Origin of the sequence: Kitasatospora sp. NPDC057198 (assembly GCF_042670125.1) — a bacterium.
Lineage (GTDB): Bacteria > Actinomycetota > Actinomycetes > Streptomycetales > Streptomycetaceae > Kitasatospora.
On the sequence record NZ_JBHUWH010000217.1, the window covers coordinates 1 to 12,637 of the forward strand.

The following is a 12,637-nucleotide window of genomic DNA, read 5'->3' on the forward strand; positions in this document are numbered from 1 at the left end:
GGCGTGTTAGGGCCGGGCGGGTCAGCCGACGGCGATGACCTCGCGGTGGTGGTCGCCCCCGGTGGCGGTGTCCACCAGGGCGACGGCCAGGTCGGCGTAGGAGAAGGCGGGGGCGTTCTCCTCGGCCGGCAGCACGCCGGGGCCGCCGACGCGGTACTCGCCGGTGCGCTCGGCGTCGGCGTCCAGGACGGCCGGCGGCGGGGTCACGACCACCCAGTCCAGCTCGCTGGCGCGGTAGATCTCGTTCTCCACTGAGTGGCCGATCGAGAACTGCCGGTACGCCTCCGGGAATTCGGGCGAGTCGTGCACGGCCACGCCCGGGGCCGTCTCCAGCGCGGTGCCCACGCCGACCGCCACCAGGCGGTCGACGCCGGCCGCGGCCAGGCCCGCGACCAGGGCCCTGGAGACCTCGCCGTAGAAGTCGGCGGGGGCCACGTCGGCCCGGAACACCGTGGAGATCACCGCGTCGTGGCCGGCGGCGACGGCCGCGACGGCGTCCGCCGCGGTGACGTCGCCCTCGACCAGGGTCACGCCCTCGCGCTCCAACTCCCGGTACTTCGCCGCGTCCCGCACCACGGCGGTCACCCGGTGCCCGCGGGCCACGGCCTCGGCGACGGCGCGGCGCCCGGCGTTGCCGCCCGCTCCGAAGACAACGATCCTGCTCATGGAACTGCTTCCCTCCGACGTGCCTCGCCGGTTCCCCCGGCCTGCTCGGCGAAGCTATCCGCCGCCCCCTCGGTTACCGCAACGATAGGAAGGGGGCCGCCGGGAAACCCGTGCCGGGAGGGCGTGCGGAGGGGTACGGGGGCGCTCCCGGTCAGGAGGCGTTGTCGTAGGTCTCGCGGGCGTCCATGAGTTCGGGCAGGTGCCGGTCGGCCCAGGAGCACCACGCCTCCATGGGGTCGAGCAGCGAGCGCCCCAGCTCGGTCAGCTCGTACTCGACGCGCGGCGGCACCCCCGGGTAGGAGGTCCGGGTGAGGAGCCCGTCCCGCTCCATGGCGCGCAGGGACTCGGAGAGGACCTTGGGCGTGATGCCCCTGAGCGGGACCTGGAGTTCGGAGAAGCGGCGCTTGCCGGTCTTCAGACAGGTGATGATCTTCGGGGCCCACTTGTTGTTCATGCGCATGGGCAGCACCTGCGACTGGCAGGAGGAGAACATGTCGGCCTCGAGGGGATCGCTCATGCCTCCGGATTGTAGTGCGGGAGCCCGCCGCCGGCGGGACGGTAGTCTGCGGCGGTCGGACGTCAGATCGCTTGTGCGGCAAGGGGGTTGGCGGTGGTGGTGGCAGCGGGGGCGCCCGTGCTGGTCTTCGACCTGGACGGGGTGCTGTTCGACACCGAGGCGGTGAAGCTCGCCGCCTTCCGGGACGCGTTCGCTCCGCTGTGCGGGGCGGACCCCGGGGCGCTGGAGCGGGTCGCGGAGTACAACGCGGCGCACCGCGGGGTCCCCCGGGAGGTGAAGATCCGTCACCTGCTGGCGGGGATGCCCGGGGTCGGTGAGGACGGCTTCGCGGAGGTGTCCGGACGCTACCGGGAGCTGCTGGCCGAGCGGCTGGCGGCCTGCGGGCCGGTGGCCGGGGTGCCCGGGTTCCTGGACGGGGACTGGGCCGTGCGGTACGTCGCCAGCAGCGCGCCGGTCACGGAGATCCGCGCCCACCTGGAACGGCACGGGCTGGCGGACGCGTTCCGGCGGCTGTTCGGGCACCCGTGCTCGAAGGAGCGGGCACTGCGGGAGGTCACCGCCGCCCACCCGGGAGCCGACCTGCTGTTCTTCGGCGACGCCCCCGCCGATCTCGCCGCCGCCCGGGCCGCGGGTGTCGCGTTCGCGGCCGTCAACCCGCACCCGGCGCTGGCCGCGGCGGCGGCGGACCGGTTCGCCGACTTCACCGGCGTGGACCGGGCGGCGGTCGCCCGGCTCGCCCGGCCGGTGCGACCGGTGCGGGCGGTGGCCGGGGGCCGACCGGTGCGGGGCGTGGGCTGACCGGTGTGCGGTGCGGGCGGCGGGTCAGGCGGGGCCCGGGGCCCCGGCGGTGACCAGGCCGGACTCGTAGGCGGCGATCACGGCCTGGGCCCGGTCGCGGACGTCGAGCTTCGCGAAGAGCGAGGTGATGTGGTTCTTGACGGTGGAACGGCTGAGGTCGAGGGCCCCGGCGATGGCGTCGTTGTCCAGACCGGTGGCGATCAGGCGCCACACCTCGGTCTCCCGCGGGGTCAGCTCGGCCGCGGCGGGACGCGGGGCGGCGGGGGCCGGCCGGTCCGTGGCGCGGACGTAGGTGGAGATCAGGCGGGTCAGCAGGCGCGGCGCGACCACCGCTTCGCCGGCCCGGACGGTGCGGATCGCGGCGGCCAGTTCCTCCGGTGAGACGTCCTTGGGCAGGAAGCCGCAGGCGCCGGCCCGGAGCGCGGCGACCACGTACTCGTCGAGGTCGAAGGTGCTGAGCGCGAGGACCCGGCACTCGGGGAGGACCCGGGCGAGTTCGCGGGTCGCGTCGACACCGTCGAGGACGGGCATCCGGATGTCCATCACCACCACGTCGGGGCGCAGCCGGCCGGCGAGCTCGACCGCGGCGGCGCCGTTCTCGGCCTCGCCGACCACCTCGAAGGCCGGGTCCGGCGCGAGGATGAGGCAGAGCCCCCGGCGCACCAGGGGCTGGTCGTCGGCGACCAGGATCCGGATCGGGGTCATCGGAGGGCCTCCGTGGGGAGCGCGGCGGGCTGCTGGACGGCGGGGGAAGGCGCGACGGACTCGCCTGCGGGGGAAGGGAGTTCGGCAAGGCGGGGCGTCAAATCACCGGCAGGGCTGGGAAGTTCGGCGGGAGGAGCGGGCGATTCGGCCGTGGCTGGCGGGAGTTCGCCAGGACGTGATGGCGACTCCCCGGCACGCAGCGGGAGTTCGGCGGGAGCGGGCTTCGACTCCTCGGCGGGGAGCGGCAGTTCGGCGTGGACGGCGAAGCCGCCGTCGGGGTGGGGGGTGGCGGTGAGGGTGCCGCCGTGGAGGGCGGTGCGTTCGCGCATGCCGATCAGGCCGTGGCCGCCGCGTTCGGTCGGGGGGTGGGCATGGGCGTGGGGGCGGAGCGGGCCGGGGCCGTGGTCGCGGACGTGCAGGGTGAGCAGGTCCGGGTGGTAGGTCAGGCGGACGGTGGCGCGGGTCGGGCCGGCGTGCTTGCGGGTGTTGGTCAGGGCCTCCTGGACGATCCGGTAGACCGTCAGGCCGAGGGCGGGCGGCAGCGGGCGGGGCTCGCCGTACACGGTGAGGTCGGCGGGCAGACCGGCCCGGCGGGACTCCTCCAGCAGCCGGGGCAGGTCGTCGGTGCCGGGTTGCGGCGCGGGCGGCGCGGTGTCGGGTTCGTCGCCGGCCCGCAGCACGTCGAGGAGTTGGCGCATCTCGCGCAGCGCGAGGCGGCCGGAGGACTCCAGGGTGACCAGGGCGTCCCGGACCACCTCGGGGTCGGCGAGGTTGGCGCGGGCGCCGCCGGCCATCAGCTGCATGGTGGTGATGTGGTGGGCGACGACGTCGTGCAGTTCCCGGGCGATCCGGCGGCGTTCCTCGGCCACCGCGCGGTCGGCGAGCAGTTGCCGGTTCGCGGCCACCTCGCGCTGCCAGCGGGCGACCGCGAGGCCGGCGGCGGCGACCAGCAGCGCGGAGCAGGGGGCGGACACCGCCACGTCCCAGGGCGGCACCCGGAAGTGGGCCTGGCCGAGGACGGTCGCCGCCGAGGTCGCCAGGACGGCCACAGCGGTCGTGGCGGGGCTGCTCACCCGGGCCACCGAGTACAGCGCGACCGTCAGGACCACCCCGAAGTGCGGCGTCCCGGGGCCGAGCAGGTCGGCGGCGGCCGTCGGCACCAGCACCGCGGCGAGCGCCGCCGCCGGGTGGCTGCGCCGGGCCAGCAGCGGTATGGCGGCCAGCAGCGCGAGCAGGAAGACGGGCAGACCCGGCCCCCGTTCGCCGTCCAGCGCGCCGAACAGCAGGTTGCCGACCGCGTCGAGCACGCCCGCGGCCACCGCCACCAGGGCGTCGGCGTGGGTCCACGGCACGCCGTCCCGCGCCGCCGCGGTGCCCGGGTGCTGCTGCGGTCGTCCCATGCCCGTCCCCCATGTCCGTGTCGGTGTCGGTGTCGGTGTCCCGCGGGTGCCCCGCTCGCGCCCCGCTCCGGTCCGGGCCGCCGCTGACCAGCCCGGATGCCCCATTCTGACACCGGCCCGGCGGGGTGGTCGTCGTCTCCCGGGGTGGGCGGTCCTGGGAGCGTGGTCCCGGGTGCGGGGGCGGTGGGGGCCCGCGGGCCCCGGTGCGGATCGTCCGCCGCCCCGACGCCCCGGGGGTGTCCGGGCTGATGGTCTGTCATCGGGCGGCGACCGCCGTCCGATGAGCAGCCACACAGACGGAGGGCGACCGTGATCCGCGCACTGACCGGATTCTCCACCAGACACGCCTGGAAGGTGATCGCCCTGTGGGCGGTCCTCGGGGTGGCGTTGACCGGGGTGGCGCCGGTGCTGTTCGCCCGGGTCACCGGGAGCAGCACCGCGGACTTCCTGCCGGCCCGCTACGACTCGGCGGGGGCGCTGCGGATCGCCGAGGAGCACTTCGGGCTGCGGCCCGACGCCACCACCGTCACGGTGCTGGTGGCCCGCACGGACGGCGGCGCGCTGACGGACGCCGACCGGCGGCGGATCGACGCCGAGGCGGCCGAGCTGGGCCGGCAGCGGGTGGTGATGCCGCGCAAGGCCGACGAGCCGTCCTTCCTGGTGACCGACCGCTCGCAGACGCCGAAGGTGGCGCCCGCGATGGTCGCCCCGGACGGCGGCTTCGAGCTGCTGGCCGTCGAGTTGGCCGGCAACGTCGCCGACGAGGGCGTGCAGGACGTCTACCGGACGTTCCGGGACTCCGCCCGGGAGCGGTTCGCCACCGCCGGGATGCGCACCGGCTTCACCGGCGGGGTGGCCGAGGCCGCGGACGGCACCGACGCGAACCGGACGGCGGCCACCGTCGGCGGCGCCCTGGTGGTCGGGCTGATCGTGCTGCTCAACGTGCTGGTGTTCCGCAGCGTGCTGGCCGCCGTGCTGCCGCTGCTGGCGGTGGCGCTGATCGGCGGGGCGGCGGGCGGTGCGGTGGCGGGCCTGGCCGGGCTGACCGGGCTGCGGCTGGACGCCTCCACCCCGGGCCTGATCTCGGTGGTGCTGCTCGGCATCGGCGTCGACTACCTGCTGTTCCTGCTGTTCCGGTACCGCGAGGTGCTGCGGGCCCGGCCGGACGCGCCCGCCCGGCTGGTCGCCGCCGAGGTGTCCGGCCGGGTCGGCACGGCGATCACCTCGGCCGCGCTGACCATCGTGGCCGCGTTCGCCACCCTGGGCGTGGCCGGCTTCGGCCAGTTCCGTTCGCTCGGCCCGGCGATCGCCGTCGCGGTGCTGGTGATGCTGCTGGGCAGCCTGACGCTGATGCCGGCGCTGCTCGCGGCCTGCGGGCGGGGCATGTTCTGGCCCTCGCGCGCGCTGCGCCGGGAGCCGCGTCCGGGTGTCTCGGCGCGCCTGGGCGAGCTGGTGGCCCGCCGTCCGGCGGCCGCGCTGCTGGCGTCCGTGGCGCTGCTGGGCGCGCTGGCCGCGGGCCTGGTCGGGATCCGGATGGACTACGGTCTCGGCGACGCCTCCGGGACGCCCGCGGCCGCCACCGCCGCCGAGATCTCCCGTTCGCTGCCGGCCGGGGTGTCCGACCCGGCCACCGTGTACGCCACCGCCGACGGGGGCGGCGCCGTCGACCCGTCCGCGTTCGCCGGGCTGGCCCGGGCGCTGGGCGCCGTGGCGGGTGTCGGGCAGGTCGGCGAGCCGGTGGGCAGCCCGGACGGCCGGGCCGTCCGGATCGACGTCTACCCCGTCGCCGACCCGCAGAGCGCGCAGGCCCGGGAGCTGGTGTCCGGCCCGCTGCGGGCGGCCGTCGCCGCCCACTCCCCCGCCGGGACGCACGCCCACGTCGGCGGCACCGCGGCGGTGTACGCGGACGTGGCGGACGCGGTCGACCGCGACCTGCTGGTGGTGTTCCCGGTCGCGGCGGGGCTGATCGCGCTGATCCTGCTGCTGCTCCTGCGCAGTCTGCTCGCCCCGGCGGCGCTGCTGCTCTCGGTCGGGCTGGGGTTCGCCGCGACGCTGGGCAGCGCCGCCCTGGTGTTCCAGCACCTGCTGGACCGGCCGGGGGTGGCCTTCACCCTGCCGCTGGTGCTGTTCCTGTTCGTGGTGGCGCTGGGCACCGACTACAACATCCTGATCACCGACCGGATCCGCGAGGAGATGCGCCGCCCCGGCCCGCCCCGGGTCGCCGTGGCCCGCGCCGTGCGGCACACCGCGCCCGCCGTGGCCACCGCCGGGCTGGTGCTGGGCGGCTCGTTCGCCAGTCTGGCCACCACGCCGGGCAGCGAGCAGATCGCCTTCGCGCTGACGCTCGGGATCCTGCTCTCCGCGCTGCTGCTGTCGCTGGTGGTGGTTCCGGCGGTGGCGGCGCTGCTGGGCCGCGCGCTGTGGTGGCCGCTGCGGCCGGGCCCGGGGCGGGGGGCCGGCCGGGAGGAGCCGGCGGTGCCGGAGCGGCTTCCGACGGCCTGATCTCGGGCCCCGGGCCGGAAAACCGGCTTGGCCGGCCCGGGAGCCTAGGCTATCTTGGCTCATGCCTAGGACTCCTAGGCATGAGCGGAGGCGAGAAGGACCATGAAGGAGTTGACCGAACCGGCGATCCGGGCATCGTTCGTCAACTGCACCAAGGGCGAGGCGAGTCGGCTCGCACTGCCCCGGCACCTGGCCGAACTGCCCTGGGAGGAACTGGACTTCCTCGGTTGGCGGGATCCGGGGGCGCCCGACCGCGGCTACCTGGTGGCCGAGCACGGCGGGCGGCTGGTCGGGGTCGCGCTGCGGCGGGCGCAGCGGGCCGGGGCCGGGGCGCGGCAGGGGGCGATGTGCTCGATCTGCCTGACGGTGCACGCGGCGTCCGGGGTGGCGCTGCTGACGGCGCGGAAGGCGGGACGGGGCTCCGGCGAGGAGTACGCCTCGGCGGGCGAGTACTTCTGCGGCGACCTGGCCTGTTCGCTGTACGTGCGGGGCCGCAAGCGGGCCTCGGCGGGCGGGGTGCGGATGCGGGAGAGCCTGAGCGCCGAGGAGAAGGCCGCCCGGACCAGGGCGAACCTGGCGGCGTTCCTGACCCGGGTGCTGGAGCCGTGAGCGGCGGGACGGCGCGGACCGCCGGGGCGGGGGCGGACGCGGGCGCGGGGGCGGGGGCGGACGCGGGGACGGACGCGGGGACGGAACAGCCGCCCTCCGGGCTGGACGGGCCGCTGGTGCGGGCGGCGCTGGTGCTCGCGCTGGGAGCGTTCGTCGCGCTGCTGGACACCACGGTGGTGGGCGTGGCGCTGCACGGGTTCGGCCTGCGCTTCGGGGCCGGTCCGGCCGCGGTGCAGTGGGTGGTGACGGCGTACCTGCTGGCGATGTCGGCGGTGATCCCGGCGACCGGCTGGGCGGCGGGGCGGTTCGGGGCGGCGGCCTGCTGGACGGGCTCGCTGGCGGTGTTCCTGGCCGGGTCGGCGCTGTGCGGCGCGGCCTGGTCGCTGGGATCGCTGGTGGCGTTCCGGGCGCTGCAGGGGCTCGGGGCGGGCATGCTGTTCCCGCTGATGCGGATCCTGGTGGTGCAGGCCGCCGGGCCGCAGCGAATGGGCCGGACGATGTCGCTGATCGCGGTGCCGATCCTGGTCGCACCGGTCGCCGGGCCGGTGCTCGGCGGGGCGGTGCTGCACAGCCTGTCCTGGCGCTGGGTGTTCCTGCTGAACGTGCCGGTCTGCCTGCTCGCCGTGGTGCTCTCGCCGCTGCTGCTGCCGAACGTCCGGGGCCCGCGGCCGGAACGGCTGGACGCGGTCGGGCTGGTCACGGTGGGCGCCGGACTGGCGGCCGGAATGCTCGGCTTCGGCCGGCTGGGCACGGACGGGCCGGTGACCGGCGCGGTGCTGCCGCTGCTGGCCGCGGCGGCGCTGCTGGCCTGGCACGGGGTGCGGGCGCGACGGCGGCCGGACGGGGCGGTGATCGACTTCACCCTGTTCCGGGACCGCTCCTTCACCGCCTCCACCGCGGTCGGCCTGCTCAACAGCCTCGGCCTGTACGGGGCGGTGGTCCTGGTGCCGCTGTTCTTCCAACAGGCGGGCGGCTACGACCCGTTGGCGGCCGGGACGATCATGGTCGCGCAGGGCGCGGGCGCGGGCGTCGCGGTGCTGCTGGTCGGCCGGGTGATCGACGCCCGCAGCAACCCGCGGGCCCTGGTGCTGACCGGGCTGGCGCTGGTGGCGGCCGCGCTGACGGCGTTCGCGACGGCCGGGCGCGCCGAGCCGGGGCCGCTGCTGCTCGGGGCGCTGTTCGTCCAGGGCGTCGGGCTGGCGCTGGCCGCCGCGCCGGTGATGGTGACGCTCTACCACTCGCTGCCGCCGACTGCGGTGGCCGCCGCGACCACCGCGAACGCGGTGTCGCAGCAGTTGGGGGCGGCGGTCGGCACCACGGTGGTCGCGCTGCTGGTGCAGCACGCGGCGGCCGGGGCGGCGGGCGCGGGGGCGTTCCGCGGGGCGTTCTGGGGGGCGCTGGGGTTCGTGGCGCTGACGGCCGTGCCGGCGGCGTTCCTGCCGGCGGGGCGGAAGGAGGAGTGAGAGCCTCCGGGGCCGGGGGTGCCGAGAGCCTCCGGGGTGGGGGGTGCCGGGGGTGAAAAGCACGCAGCAGCCCCGACCTTCGATGGGCTCCGACCGCCAGCAGCACGGACCCGCCGTTCCCCGGGCCCCCGATGGGGCGCTGGGTCAGGAGGGCCAGGTGTCGAGGAGGTGGTGGAGGCCGGTGACGATGTGGTGCCAGGAGTCGGCGGCCGTGCGGGGGTGGTTGAATCCGCCGGCCGCCTCGATGCTGATGAAGCCGTGGAAGGTGCTGCGCAGCAGGCGGGCGGCGTCGGTGCGGGCGGGTTCTTCCAGGCGGTAGTGGCGCATCACCGCGTAGGTGAGTTCGATGCTCCGGGCGAGGACCTCGGTGTCGGTGAAGTCGGCCGGGTCGTGCGGGAGTTGGGTGGCGGCGTAGCGGCCGGGGTGGGTCAGTGCGTAGTCGCGGTAGGCGTCGGCGAAGGCGGTGAGGGCCTGGGCGCCGGAGCGGCCGGCGATGGCGGCGGCGAGGGCCTGGTTCATCTCGTCGGAGGCCAGCAGGGCGACCCGGGTGCGGATCTCGCGCAGGTTCTTGACGTGCGAGTAGAAGCTGGCGTCCTTGACGCCGAACTGCCGGGCCAGCGCGGAGACGGTGACCTTCTCGATGCCGACCCGGTCGGCGAGTTCGGCGGCGGCGCGGGTGATGCGTTCGACCGTCAGCCCTGCGTGCGCTGCCATGTTCCCCGTCCCGTGCGTGGCCCTCCTGCGGGTTGCGAGTTTATCGGGGGCGGGGTGCGACCTTTCGCGGCGGTGGCGCGTGGATGAGAGGGCGGGGCGGGCCGGGGAGGCGGTCGGAAGATCGTCTGATACCCCATCAAATGGTAATGTCCATGGCAAAACGGGGGCGTGGACGACGCATGCCCCCGCCGATCCCGCGCACCCTGGAGCCCCCTTGCCCGGACGCCCGTCCCGCCAGCGCCCGCCCCTCCGGCGCCTGTACCGACGCAGCCTGCCGCTCGCGGCCGCGGTCCTGGCCGCCTCCCTGCTCGCCGGTTCGGCGCAGGCCGACGACCCGGCCCCGGTCGACGCCACCCTGACCGCCGACCTCGACGCCCTGCTGTCCGACGCCCGGCTGGCCAACGCCCAGACCGGGATCGAGGTGCTGGACGCCGCCACCGGCCAGGTGGTGTACGCCCGGCAGCCGCAGGCGCTGCTGACCCCGGCGTCCACCCTGAAGACGGTGACCTCGGCGGCGGCGCTGGACCTGCTGGGGGCGGACTACCGGTTCACCACCGAGGTGCGCACCACCGGCAAGCGCTACGGCGACACGCTGGCCGGCGACCTGGTGCTGCGCGGCGGGGGCGATCCGACCCTGCTGGTCACGGACCTGGACGAGCTGGCCGGGCAGGTCGCCGCGTCCGGGATCACCACCGTCACCGGCCGGGTGCTGGCCGACGGCAGCCGGTACGAGACGACGCCGCTCGGGCCGGGCTGGGCCTGGGACGACGAGCCGTACTCGTACAGCCCGCAGATCGCCGGTCTGACCGTCGCCAACGACCCCGAGTACCTGATGGACACCGTGCGGGTCACGGTCACCCCGGGGGCGGCCGGGACGGAGGCGGCGGTCACGCTGGACCCGCCGCAGGCGCCGATGTCGTTCACCGGGAAGGTGAGCACGGGCGCGGCGGGCAGCGGCTCGTCCGTCGGGGTGGACCGGCGGCGCGGCGCCAACGAGCTGACGCTGTCGGGGAGCATCGCGGCCGGCTCCGCGCCGGTGACCTCCTGGGTGACGGTGGAGGACCCGTCGACGTACGCGGGCCGGGTGTTCGAGGGCGCGCTGGCCCGGCACGGCGTGCGGGTGGTGCGCGGGGTGGGCGCGGCGACCGGCGCGGAGAGCTCGCAGCCGCTGGCCTCGCACCGGTCGCGGACGCTGGCCGAGCTGATCGTCCCGATGCTCAAGGTCAGCAACAACGGCATGGCCGAGCACCTGACCAAGGAGATCGGCAGGGTCAAGGGCGGCCGCGGCGACTGGGCGACCGGCGTCGCCCAGGTGCAGGGCTTCCTGAAGGCCAACGGGCTGGGCACCCCCGCCGGGCGGCAGGTCGACGGCTCCGGCCTGTCCCGCTACGACCTGATCACCCCCGCCAAGATGGCCGGGCTGCTCGAACTCGCCCAGAACAAGCCCTGGTTCGGCACCTGGTACGACGCGCTGCCGGTGGCCGGCAACCCGGACCGGATGGTCGGCGGCACGCTGGCCGCCCGGATGCGCGGCACCAAGGCGGAGAACAACGTGCACGCCAAGAGCGGTTCGATGGGCGGCGTCGACAACCTGGTCGGCTACGCCACCGCCCCGGACGGCCGCCGGCTGGTCTTCGCCGTGCTGATCAACGACTACGCGGGCACCAGTCCCCGCCCGGTCCTGGACGCGATCGCCGTCCGCCTGGCCACCGGCCCCGCCGCGGCCGCCGGCACCGCCACCACCCAGCAGAAGGCCCGCTCGCTGACCGCCCCGACCGCGGGCGACGCGCAGGACGGCTACGCCGGCACCCGCTGGGAGGACTGCGAGGCCGTCGCGCACTGCTGATCCCCCTGATCCCCCTCGCTCCACCACGGGCCCCGTCGCGCTGCGCGGCGGGGCCCGTCGGCGTTCGCGGGCGCCGCGGGTTCCCTCGGACGACCATCAATCAAACGGTTGATTGATGACGGGCCTGCGCGTACGCTCCCCGCCATGACCGAGCCAACGCCCCCGGGCGCGCCGCCGAACCAGGCCGAGCTGAGCCGGGAGCGGATCGTCGCGGCGGCCACCGCGCTGTTCGCCGAGCACGGCTACGACGGGACGACCACCCGGACGATCGCCGCCGCGGCGGGACTGAACGTGGCCACCGTCGCGTACCACGTCGGCGGGAAGGCCGACCTGTACCGGGAGGTGATGCGGCGGGCGCACGAGGCCGAGCGGGCCGCGGTCGCCGCGGCGCTGGAGGCGTTCGGCGCCCGGGCGGCCGCGGACCCGGCCGGGGCGGCCGTCGCCTTCGCCGACCGCTACCTGGACTTCTGCCTGGAGCGGCCGGACGTCCCCGCGCTGTGGATGCGCCGCTGGCTGGCGGACGCCGCCGAGTTCGCCGGGCTGGAGGAGCAGTACACCCGGCCGCTGCTGGAGTCGGTGCGCGACGCGCTGGCCGCCGCGCTGCCCGGGGTGCCGCCGGAACGGGCCGAACTGGCGGTGTGGACGGTGCTGTGGACGGTGCACGGCTTCTGCCGGTCGATGATCCGCGACCGGGTGCCGCGGTTCCGGGAGCACCTGCACGGTCTGGTGCTGCGCGAACTGGGCCTGGAGTCGGGGTCGTGAGCGCCGGAACAGGCCGGCGGCAGCTGGTCGGGTACGCGCTCGGCTCGATCGGGACGGGCGTCCACTCGACCGTCCCCGGCCTGCTGCTGCTCTACTTCATGACCGACGCGCTGGGCGTGCCCGCCGGGGTCGCGGGCCTGGTCGTGGCGCTGCCCAAGGCGTGGGACGCGCTGTTCAACCCGACCGTGGGCGCCGCCAGCGACCGGGAGGCGCTGCGCACCGGCCGCCGCACCCGGATCCTGCTGGCCGGGGCGCTGGCCCTGCCGGTGGCCTTCGCCGCGATGTTCCTCTCCCCGCTGACCGGCCCCGGCGCGGCCGCCTGGGTCGCGGTGACCTTCGTGCTGGCCTCCAGCGCCTTCGCGCTGTTCCAGGTCCCGTACGTGGCGCTGCCCGCCGAGATGTCGGACCGGCCCGAGGAGCGCACCCGGATCACGGTGTGGCGGATCGTCTTCCTGACCGTCGGCATCCTGGTCGCGGGCGGGCTCGCCCCGGCCGTGGTGTCGCTGGCCGGGGACGGGCGGCGCGGGTACGCGGTGATGGGCGCGGTGGTCGCCGCACTGCTGCTGGTGACGCTGCTGGTGCCCGCGCTGGGCTCGCGCCGGGTGCCCGCCCGGCCCGGCGCCGAACCGCTGGGGCTGCGCGCGGCGCTGCGCAC

At 76.1% G+C, this 12,637-nt stretch carries 12 protein-coding genes; 7 read left to right on the forward strand and 5 right to left on the reverse strand.

The window, feature by feature from the left end; translation table 11 throughout:
* Positions 1-21: 21 nt before the first annotated feature.
* Both ACFUEL_RS23130 and ACFUEL_RS23135 read right to left on the reverse strand, forming a co-directional pair.
* Positions 22-666: an NAD(P)-dependent oxidoreductase gene (locus ACFUEL_RS23130; protein ID WP_380238562.1), complete on the reverse strand. Its 645-nt coding sequence runs from the start codon at positions 664-666 to the stop codon at positions 22-24.
* A gap of 151 nt (positions 667-817) precedes the next feature.
* A complete protein-coding gene (locus tag ACFUEL_RS23135; RefSeq protein ID WP_380238564.1) occupies positions 818-1,183 on the reverse strand; it encodes a winged helix-turn-helix transcriptional regulator in 366 nt (121 codons plus the stop codon).
* A gap of 93 nt (positions 1,184-1,276) precedes the next feature.
* Here ACFUEL_RS23135 and ACFUEL_RS23140 point away from each other — a divergent pair, with 93 nt between their 5' ends.
* Positions 1,277-1,981, forward strand: coding sequence for an HAD family hydrolase (locus ACFUEL_RS23140; protein WP_380238566.1), 705 nt, complete (start codon positions 1,277-1,279; stop codon positions 1,979-1,981).
* A gap of 24 nt (positions 1,982-2,005) precedes the next feature.
* Here the strand turns inward: ACFUEL_RS23140 and ACFUEL_RS23145 are convergent, their stop codons facing one another.
* Together ACFUEL_RS23145 and ACFUEL_RS23150 are read right to left on the reverse strand one after the other, a co-directional pair.
* Entirely contained in the window at positions 2,006-2,686 is a 681-nt protein-coding gene (locus tag ACFUEL_RS23145) for a response regulator (protein ID WP_380238568.1), read from the reverse strand.
* The gene (locus tag ACFUEL_RS23150) at positions 2,683-4,086 is read right to left on the reverse strand and encodes a histidine kinase (protein WP_380238569.1); all 1,404 of its coding nucleotides are present in this window, start codon (positions 4,084-4,086) and stop codon (positions 2,683-2,685) included. The genes ACFUEL_RS23145 and ACFUEL_RS23150 overlap by 4 nt, the downstream gene beginning before the upstream one ends.
* A gap of 309 nt (positions 4,087-4,395) precedes the next feature.
* Between ACFUEL_RS23150 and ACFUEL_RS23155 the strand changes: the two genes are divergently transcribed.
* The 3 genes from ACFUEL_RS23155 (at position 4,396) to ACFUEL_RS23165 (ending at position 8,660) form a co-directional block, all read left to right on the forward strand.
* Positions 4,396-6,588 carry an MMPL family transporter gene (locus ACFUEL_RS23155; protein ID WP_380238571.1) on the forward strand — a complete coding sequence of 731 codons (2,193 nt, stop codon included), beginning with the start codon at positions 4,396-4,398 and terminating at the stop codon, positions 6,586-6,588.
* A 102-nt stretch (positions 6,589-6,690) separates the two neighbouring features.
* Positions 6,691-7,197 (forward strand): FBP domain-containing protein, encoded by a 507-nt coding sequence (locus ACFUEL_RS23160; protein WP_380238573.1) that lies wholly within the window; start codon positions 6,691-6,693, stop codon positions 7,195-7,197.
* Positions 7,194-8,660 (forward strand): DHA2 family efflux MFS transporter permease subunit, encoded by a 1,467-nt coding sequence (locus ACFUEL_RS23165; protein ID WP_380238574.1) that lies wholly within the window; start codon positions 7,194-7,196, stop codon positions 8,658-8,660. Before ACFUEL_RS23160 ends, ACFUEL_RS23165 begins: the two co-directional genes overlap by 4 nt.
* A gap of 144 nt (positions 8,661-8,804) precedes the next feature.
* On the opposite strand, the gene ACFUEL_RS23170 is transcribed toward ACFUEL_RS23165, so the two are convergent.
* The gene (locus ACFUEL_RS23170) at positions 8,805-9,374 is read right to left on the reverse strand and encodes a TetR/AcrR family transcriptional regulator (RefSeq protein WP_380238576.1); all 570 of its coding nucleotides are present in this window, start codon (positions 9,372-9,374) and stop codon (positions 8,805-8,807) included.
* Between the two features lie 214 nt (positions 9,375-9,588).
* Between ACFUEL_RS23170 and dacB the strand changes: the two genes are divergently transcribed.
* From dacB to ACFUEL_RS23185, 3 genes are all read left to right on the forward strand, one after another.
* Positions 9,589-11,220, forward strand: a complete 1,632-nt coding sequence (dacB, locus tag ACFUEL_RS23175) for a D-alanyl-D-alanine carboxypeptidase/D-alanyl-D-alanine-endopeptidase (RefSeq protein WP_380238578.1) — start codon at positions 9,589-9,591, stop codon at positions 11,218-11,220.
* A 144-nt stretch (positions 11,221-11,364) separates the two neighbouring features.
* Complete coding sequence (locus ACFUEL_RS23180; RefSeq protein WP_380238580.1) at positions 11,365-11,982, forward strand: TetR/AcrR family transcriptional regulator; 618 nt, start codon at positions 11,365-11,367, stop codon at positions 11,980-11,982.
* The coding region (locus tag ACFUEL_RS23185; RefSeq protein WP_380238581.1) for an MFS transporter at positions 11,979-12,637 on the forward strand (659 nt) is incomplete at its 3' end. The genes ACFUEL_RS23180 and ACFUEL_RS23185, both read left to right, overlap by 4 nt.

Coding starts and splice junctions, on each gene's coding strand:
- ACFUEL_RS23150 (WP_380238569.1), bottom strand. CDS start 4,086: ATGGGACGACCGCAGCAGCACCCGGGCACCGCGGCGGCGCGGGACGGC.
- ACFUEL_RS23180 (WP_380238580.1), top strand. CDS start 11,365: ATGACCGAGCCAACGCCCCCGGGCGCGCCGCCGAACCAGGCCGAGCTG.
- ACFUEL_RS23135 (WP_380238564.1), bottom strand. CDS start 1,183: ATGAGCGATCCCCTCGAGGCCGACATGTTCTCCTCCTGCCAGTCGCAG.
- ACFUEL_RS23145 (WP_380238568.1), bottom strand. CDS start 2,686: ATGACCCCGATCCGGATCCTGGTCGCCGACGACCAGCCCCTGGTGCGC.
- ACFUEL_RS23130 (WP_380238562.1), bottom strand. CDS start 666: ATGAGCAGGATCGTTGTCTTCGGAGCGGGCGGCAACGCCGGGCGCCGC.
- ACFUEL_RS23160 (WP_380238573.1), top strand. CDS start 6,691: ATGAAGGAGTTGACCGAACCGGCGATCCGGGCATCGTTCGTCAACTGC.
- ACFUEL_RS23170 (WP_380238576.1), bottom strand. CDS start 9,374: ATGGCAGCGCACGCAGGGCTGACGGTCGAACGCATCACCCGCGCCGCC.